Source organism: uncultured Rothia sp., assembly GCF_963507905.1.
In the GTDB taxonomy this organism is placed as follows: domain Bacteria; phylum Actinomycetota; class Actinomycetes; order Actinomycetales; family Micrococcaceae; genus Rothia.
This window is the reverse complement of sequence record NZ_CAUOUU010000016.1, coordinates 35,641-43,285: the sequence shown is the minus strand read 5'-3', so window position 1 is coordinate 43,285 and position 7,645 is coordinate 35,641. Positions and strand designations below refer to the sequence as shown.

At 57.6% G+C, this 7,645-nt stretch carries 5 protein-coding genes, 1 tRNA gene and 1 rRNA gene; all 7 read left to right on the top strand.

Translation table 11 applies throughout. The features are described 5' to 3' along the window. Positions 1–103: 103 nt before the first annotated feature. The 7 genes from rrf to RQ593_RS08835 all read left to right on the top strand — a co-directional run bounded on the left by rrf (position 104) and on the right by RQ593_RS08835 (position 7,170). A 5S ribosomal RNA gene (gene rrf, locus RQ593_RS08865) occupies positions 104–220 on the top strand. A gap of 329 nt (positions 221–549) precedes the next feature. Next, positions 550–1,293 carry a DUF6891 domain-containing protein gene (locus tag RQ593_RS08860; RefSeq protein ID WP_311450412.1) on the top strand — a complete coding sequence of 248 codons (744 nt, stop codon included), beginning with the start codon at positions 550–552 and terminating at the stop codon, positions 1,291–1,293. A 427-nt stretch (positions 1,294–1,720) separates the two neighbouring features. Continuing rightward, a complete protein-coding gene (locus tag RQ593_RS08855; RefSeq protein ID WP_005506718.1) occupies positions 1,721–2,599 on the top strand; it encodes a thioredoxin domain-containing protein in 879 nt (292 codons plus the stop codon). Positions 2,600–2,828: 229 nt separating this feature from the next. Further along, positions 2,829–2,902: transfer RNA gene (locus RQ593_RS08850), tRNA-Thr, on the top strand. Between the two features lie 127 nt (positions 2,903–3,029). Then, complete coding sequence (locus RQ593_RS08845; protein ID WP_311450411.1) at positions 3,030–5,228, top strand: acyltransferase family protein; 2,199 nt, start codon at positions 3,030–3,032, stop codon at positions 5,226–5,228. A gap of 140 nt (positions 5,229–5,368) precedes the next feature. Beyond that, complete coding sequence (locus RQ593_RS08840; RefSeq protein WP_303987189.1) at positions 5,369–6,199, top strand: ABC transporter ATP-binding protein; 831 nt, start codon at positions 5,369–5,371, stop codon at positions 6,197–6,199. 158 nt (positions 6,200–6,357) lie between these two features. Further along, positions 6,358–7,170 carry an SGNH/GDSL hydrolase family protein gene (locus RQ593_RS08835; protein WP_311450410.1) on the top strand — a complete coding sequence of 271 codons (813 nt, stop codon included), beginning with the start codon at positions 6,358–6,360 and terminating at the stop codon, positions 7,168–7,170. The last annotated feature ends 475 nt before the right edge of the window (positions 7,171–7,645 follow it).

The following is a 7,645-nucleotide window of genomic DNA, read 5'->3' as shown; positions in this document are numbered from 1 at the left end:
CTTACTTTTCAAGAAGTTTTGTGTTGTTTGCGTTCACTGTATGGTTTTTGGATAATAACCCTGGGCTTCCTTCGGGAGGCTGAGGCTTTTTATTCGGAAGATTTTCCGTGGTTATAGCAAGAGGGAAACGCCTGGTTCCATTCCGAACCCAGAAGCTAAGACTCTTTGCGCCGATGGTACTGCACTTTTGTGGGTGTGGGAGAGTAGGTCACCGCGGGTTTTTTATTCAAGAGGGGAAGACCTTATAGGTCTTCCCCTCTTTTTGTGTACCCAGAAACTTCTAGAACGAAAGACACCTAACTCAGCAAAGGTGCAGAGACTCAGAGACGCAGAGATTCAGCAGAGATTCAGCAGAGAGGCAGGGGAACAGGGGAAGCAGCCTCGCCAGACAGCGTGCCAACCTGATACAGAGGCGATGAGATGGGGAGTTCACCGATCCGTCTGAATGACGAAATAGAGGGCGAGGTAGAGAAACTCTTGGTACCTTAACAACAAGAGCAGTCCACATCTCTACTTCAACGAGTAGAGAGCAAGTAAAGGAGCATCATCATGGCTGATGAGAAGAGCATCTACGAACGCTGGAGCGAAGAACGCCTCGACCCGCCCTTCCCCAAAGAATGGGGACTGGACGAAGAAGACGAAGCTGAGCTGCTCTGGCCCATCTGGCCCCTGCTGTTCATGGGTGAATCTGATACTGAGCAGTACGTAGAAACGATCACCGATTATGTGATGGACGTACTTGGTCTGGAATACGATGGGGAGAACGAAGACAGCAAGCTCTGGGAAAAGCGCGTAGAGGACTACGTGGAGGAGCTCATCAAGCGTCGTCGTGCCTTTGCTGCTGAGCTGGGCATCACCCCCGAAATGCAGAAGAACTCCAACCTCAACCGCGCCTTCGCAGCCCTGGAAGAAGAAGGCGTCATTGCACGACAGAACTTCACCTGCTGCGGTACCTGCGCATCCGCAGAAATCTGGGATGAGATTGACGATAGCCGTGAATGGAAGGGATACATCTACTTCCACCAGCAGGACACCGAAAGCCTTGCTGAGAGCGGCGGAACCTATGTTGGCTTTGGTTCCTTCCTCGCCTACCCCAGGGACGAAAATGAATGGAACGCGCTGAGCGATGCGCAGAAGGAAGAGATCAGTGCCCTTCACAAGAAGCTCTCCGTACAGTTGCTGCGAGAGACGGTTATTCCCGTACTGGAGAAGCACGGTCTGAGCGTGAAGTGGAACGACAATTACAACACCCGCCCCTATATCGATGGGGTAGAGGTCTATAACATTCCCTAACCGCTGGTGAGCTGAACCGGGTGGGTGCCTCGGCGTAGCTTGTGGCAGGGGAGAGGCGCCTCCCAATGCTACGAAAGTTTACGAGGAAAATAAGCTGAGAGCGTGAGAACAGACACCACGATATCTCAGTCAGAGTATTAACTAGCCGATAAGGCACCCATTCGGTAGGCTAGACGGGTAGCGCGGTACGTCCACACTAGAGATGAGACGGAACCTATCCACGTGATAGGAACTGATCGACATAGCTTTCAGCTGCTATATACGGCAGAAGCTAGAGCTCTAGAACACCCTATAGGGGATAAGAACAACCCCGAGCCGGAAGAGTCAGATCATCTGAAGCCTTGCTCGGATGGACGCTCACTCCAACTGGAGTAGGCTAGAAGAAGTGGACGAACCGCCACCCATATTCCCAACCAAAGGAGCAGGCATGTCGACCGACGCCCGCGAAAAAGCCCGCCAGATTGCGGCCCAGCAGGCCAAGAAGAGCCCCAGCCAGGCAAGCCGCCGCTGGCTCCAGTTCGGCGTACTCGCCGTGGTCCTCATCATCGTAGGTATCATCGGCTTCGTCGTAGTCAACGGCAACAAGAACACCAAGGTAGCAGAAAGCGGCCCGGTGCCCTCCAGCGCCAACGAATACGGTGGTATTGTGCTGACCAAGGACGGCATCGTCCAGAACTCCTCCACCCAGGAGAACCGCGACTTCAAGCAGCTCGCAACCTCGACCTCCTCCGTGACCCCCATGGTCAACGGAACCGCAGCAGCAGTCAACACCCTGCCCCCGGGCGTGCAGACCGCTGAAGAGGCATCCAAGAACGGTCAGCCCGTTCGCGTGACCATCTTCCAGGACTACAACTGCGTGCACTGTGCAGAGTTCGAGAAGAAGTACGGTGAAGAAATCCAGAAGCTCGTCGAGGACGGCACCATCACCCTGGAAATCCGCAACCTGACCTTCCTGGACCGCTCCTCGCCCACCGCTTACTCCGCACGTAACGCGGCAGCAGCATACTCCGTGGCAAACCAGGTCAGCACCAGCGACTTCCTGAACTACCAGCGTGAGATCTTTACTCACCAGGGCCGCGGCGACATGAACAACCAGCAGATCGCCGACATTGCTTCGAAGTACCACGCTTCCATCGGCTCCGATATGAACGATGGCAAGTGGCGCCCCTTCGTGGACGTGGTCAACGCTGAATCCGCAAAGAACGGTATTAAGGGTACCCCCACCGTCTTCGTTGATGGCGACCAGTACACCAGCAACGACTTCAGCACCTTCCTGAAGGAAAAGATCGAAGCTAAGAAGAAGTAACCTCTTCGATACGAAAACCCGGTAACCTCCGCGTGAGGCTACCGGGTTTTTCCATACACGGTGATGAGTACGAGGGGTGGGTGAGCAGCATACAGAGGTGGTGCTCATAAGGGGTAAAACGAAGGAAACGAACGCATCAAACCGGCATAATCCAGAAGCATTCTCAAGCAAACCGCCAAAGAACAACTAAGCAGATTCAACCACGAGAATAGGGTACACTGGACAAGTTGCCTCCTTAGCTCAGTTGGCCAGAGCATCTGTCTTGTAAACAGAGGGTCACCGGTTCGAATCCGGTAGGGGGCTCAGAAAAATCCTGGTTCGCACCAGCCTCATAGTAGAGGTGCGGATCAGGATTTTATTGTAGCGAGTGTCCTCGAGTGTCTAAGGGACCCGCACCAACACATCGTCTACCCGCCCTGAGGAACCAAGTATGTCTGAAACCTCCGGAACCCCGCAGGCCACCGCCTCGCAGGGCGCCCGTACCGCGGCGCTGCGCACCGTCAAAGCACGCGAAAACAACGACTACCCCCTCGAAGAATTCATCGAATCGCGAGGATTCCGCCCCGAAATCCAGGGCCTGCGCGCCTTCGCCGTGCTCCTCGTGGTGCTCTACCACGTCTGGTTCGGCAAAGTCTCCGGCGGCGTGGACGTCTTCCTCTTCATCTCCGCCTTCCTGCTCTCGCTCTCCTTTATGCGCAAGATCAACGAAGGCAAACCCCTCAAACTTTTCAACTACTGGCTGCACGTCTTCCAGCGACTGCTACCCGTAGCCACGGTGGTCATTGCGGGTACCACGATTGCATCCTTCTTCGTGCTCGCGCCCAGCCGCTGGTCCCAAACCGTAACGGACGCGACCAGCTCCCTGTTCTACTTCCAGAACTGGAACCTCGCGTTTAGCTCCGTGGACTACTACGCCCAAAACGCCTCCGTGAAGTCGCCCTTCCAGCACTTCTGGTCGCTCTCCATCCAGGGACAAATCTTCATCATCTGGCCCCTGCTCTTCGCCGCAGTAGCCTACGTCGTGCACCGATTCCGCGGAAACCTCTTCACCACCGCGGTATTCATCTTCAACACGGTGTTCGTCGCATCCCTAACCTTCTCCATCGTCGAAACCGACACCAACCAGGGATTCGCCTACTTCGACACCCGCACCCGCCTGTGGGAGTTCGCCATCGGCACCCTGCTGGCGATGCTCACCCTCAAGTGGAAGGCGCCCGAAAAGGCGCGAGTCGTCATGGGCTGGGTCGGCATCATCGGCCTGGTCACCTGCGGCGCAATCCTGCCTGTTGAACGAGCATTCCCCGGCTACCTGGCGCTCTGGCCCGTGCTCTCCGGCGCGCTCGTCATCATGGCAGGCCGCACCAACAGCCGCTGGGGCATCGACCGACTGCTGGTCTCCGCACCTCTGCAGAGCCTCGGCAACATCTCCTACGCCCTGTACCTGGTGCACTGGCCCATCCTCATCCTCTACAGCAGCGCCGTCGGTACCTCCCGCGTGAACGTCATCGAAGGCACCATCATCATCCTTGCCTCCATCGGCCTGGCATGGCTGCTCATCCGCTTCGTGGAAAAGCCGCTGCGCTACCGCAAGGATCCCTTCGTACCCTGGCTCATGATGAAGATGCGCTTCAAGACCGTCTTCTCCGTCAAGACCTGGGCAGACCAGCTCGCCTTCATCCTCGCCATCTTCCTGGTCGCCGGCGTACCCCTGACCGCCGCACAGACCTGGATCGGCTACCGCAACGCCCAGTCCGAGCAGAACGCCGAACTGAAGGTACAGACCGTCAGCGAAAACTACCCCGGCGCCCGCGCAATCGGCGGTGCCCAGCAGGGACTCATTGACAACCCCATCCCCTCCGGTGGTGACGTCAAAGCCCAGTACGAAGGCCTGAGCGACACCTGCACCGGCGCCTTCGCACCCTCCGACCCGGCACTCGCCAAGTACTGCAGCCTGCAGAAGAACGGCGGCGACGACGTACCGCTGACCATGGTCATCGGCAACTCCCACGCCGAACAGGCGCTGAGCTCCTTCAAGCCCATCGCGGAGCAGACCAAAACCAACCTGCAGGCCTACCTGCTCGGTGGCTGCCAGTACCCGGTCCGCGCCGTCAACGCCAGCAACGAATGCTCGGAATTCAACACCAAGATGACCGAGGAAATCCTCAAGCGCAAGCCGCAGACCGTGGTACTCATCGCGACTATTGCTCAGGCACGCTCGAACGATGAACGCGTTGACCCGAGCCTGGATGAGACGGTCCGCCGTCTCACCGAGGCAGGAATCCAGGTCATCGGCCTGCGCGATAACCCGCGCTTCGAGTACAACATCTACGAATGCGCTCAGAAGGCCGGCGCCGACAAGAGCTCCTGCGCACGACCCGCGAGCGACAAGTACGCCGCAGAAAACCCTGCGAAGGAAATCTTCGACAAGTACCGCGACCAGGGCGCCGTCATGGTGGACCTGAAGGACGTGTACTGCCCGGACGGCATGTGCAGCCCCGTGGTCGGAAACATCTACGTCTACTTCGACGATAACCACGTTTCTAAGACCTACGGACGCACCATGGCGCAGGAAGTGTTCCAGCGTGCTGCAGAAGGCGGCTGGCTCGTCAACGGAAAAGTGAACTTCTAAAGTTCGCCAATACAGCGGATCCCCCGAACTGTTCTACAGAAGTATGAACAGAGAGGGGGATCCGCTATTTTCTTACCTGAAATTAGGATAGGCTAAGTTATGAGGCTCCCGGGAGAAGCCTTAGGAAAAGAAAGGACGCCATGAAAGAAATCACCGAACGCACCCTCAAAGTAGAGAACGTCAGCCTCGGCTACGGCGAAACCACCATCGTCAAAGACCTCTCCCTCGAATTCCCCAAGGGTAAAATCACCGCCATCATCGGTCCCAACGGTTGTGGCAAATCTACTCTTCTGCGCGGTGTCTCCCGACTGCTCAAGCCGCTCAACGGCGACTTCACCCTCGACGGCAAATCCACCCACGAATACTCCATGAAGGGCTTCGCCCAGATGGTCGGGCTCATGCCCCAGCACCCCATCGCCCCCGAAGGCATCACCGTAGCCGACCTCGTCTCCCGAGGACGCTACCCCTACCAGGGCCTCTTCAAACGCAATAGCGCCGAAGACGACGAGGCGGTTGCTTGGGCTCTCGAAGCCACCGATACCATGTCCCTTGCAGAACGCCAGGTCACCGAACTCTCCGGCGGTCAGCGTCAGCGCGTCTGGATTGCTATGGCGCTCGCCCAAGAAACCGACATCCTGCTGCTGGACGAGCCGACCACCTACCTCGACCTGGCACACCAGGTAGAGCTACTCGACCTGCTCTCGGAACTCAACGAACAGCGCGGCACCACCATGATCATGGTGCTGCACGAACTGAACCTCGCCGCCCGAGTCGCCGACTACCTTGTTGCCATGAAGGACGGCTCCATCGTTGCCCAGGGCGAAGCGCACGACGTACTCACCCGCGAGAACCTGCACACCATTTTCGGGCTGAAAGCTGAGGTTGCAGACCCGTTTAACGACGGTAGCGTGGTGGTGGTACCTCACCCGCGTAACGCGTCCACTGTTGCCGGTTCAGCTGTCGCGTCCTAAGAAACCCCGGCGCATATCTGAAGAAACGCCCGTAACAGTGGGATACTGGAAAACAAGACGCACCGAAAGCTAAGCGACGAAGCCGGTACACCGCGCGGGTGTACCGGCTTCTTCCATAGAAGGGCTAAACTCTACAGATGCCCGGAAAGAAGAACATAATGACGATCCCGCTCCTAGACTCTAACGGCAAGCTCAACGGTGAATCAGTACGCTACGTGGCAATCGGTGACTCTTTCACCGAAGGCGTGGGCGACGTTGACCGCCGCCGCCCCAACGGACTGCGCGGCTGGGCAGACCGCGTTGCCGAAGGCATCGGCGCAGTAGACCCGCAGGCGCAGTACGCAAACCTTGCTATCCGCGGACGCCTGCTCGGCCCCATTCTGGATGAACAGCTGCCCCGAGCCCTGGACCTCTGCCCCAACATTGTCACCTTCTATGGCGGCGGCAACGACATCATGCGCCCCAACGTTGATATCGACCAGCTCATGACCCGCGTGGACGAAGCCTTCGCCGCCATGCGCGCCCAGGACATCACGATCCTGACCATTACGGGCCTGGATGTGCAGGGTCAGGGCCCCTTCGCCCGCACCCGCGGCCGCACCGCAACCTACAACGAACTGCTGCGCGGCATCGCCGAAGACCACGGCGCACATATTATCGACTACTGGCGCTGGACTGACTTCCTCGACTGGCGCCTGTGGGCTGACGACCGCCTGCACATGAACGACCTGGGCCACGAGCGCTTTGCTTCCCGAGTGCTGGCGCAGCTCGGACTGCCCGGCGTGGTGACCGAATCGGTACTGCCCCCGGAGGTGCAACTGACCGCTCGCGAGAAGATCGAGCAGGAGGCACGCTGGGTTCGTGAGTTTGCCCTGCCGTGGATTGGTCGCCGCCTGAAGGGTACGAGCTCCGGTGACGGCGTGAGCCCCAAGTACCCGGAGTGGGTGCCCGCAGCAAGCCTGAATAATTAGGCTGAAGAACTAGGCTTGCGGGGGCTCAAGATACGGCGTAGAACCCTAGCCAGAACCGTATCGGTAGGGGAGTGCTCTGCGCCGTATCTGCCCCATACTTGTGTCGTATCTACGCCGTAACGGGGCGGGGCAAAGCGGCCGTATCTGCACCGCTACGAGCCCTTAAACTGCCCTTTAAAACCGGGGCGGAAGCGTTAAAACGAGAGTTAAAAGCTCTTTAAACGCGTGTTTAAGCCTGTTTAACAGCCCTGCGCACACCATCAGAAGCGGTGACGCGGGGCTGTTTGCGGCTTAAATCCGGCTTAAGCTGTTAATCTCACAACATGAATTTCACCAGTGTAATTTATCCCCGGTCACATAGAGAATGCCCGTTCTTAAAATTGCGGATTAACGCCTGACTAGGGGCGTTAAAGATTCCTTTAAAAACATCTGGACTTGCAAAAATACCCATTTTTGATAGAATGGATAGGTATGT

Coding starts and splice junctions, on each gene's coding strand:
- RQ593_RS08860 (WP_311450412.1), top strand. CDS start 550: ATGGCTGATGAGAAGAGCATCTACGAACGCTGGAGCGAAGAACGCCTC.
- RQ593_RS08855 (WP_005506718.1), top strand. CDS start 1,721: ATGTCGACCGACGCCCGCGAAAAAGCCCGCCAGATTGCGGCCCAGCAG.
- RQ593_RS08845 (WP_311450411.1), top strand. CDS start 3,030: ATGTCTGAAACCTCCGGAACCCCGCAGGCCACCGCCTCGCAGGGCGCC.
- RQ593_RS08840 (WP_303987189.1), top strand. CDS start 5,369: ATGAAAGAAATCACCGAACGCACCCTCAAAGTAGAGAACGTCAGCCTC.
- RQ593_RS08835 (WP_311450410.1), top strand. CDS start 6,358: ATGACGATCCCGCTCCTAGACTCTAACGGCAAGCTCAACGGTGAATCA.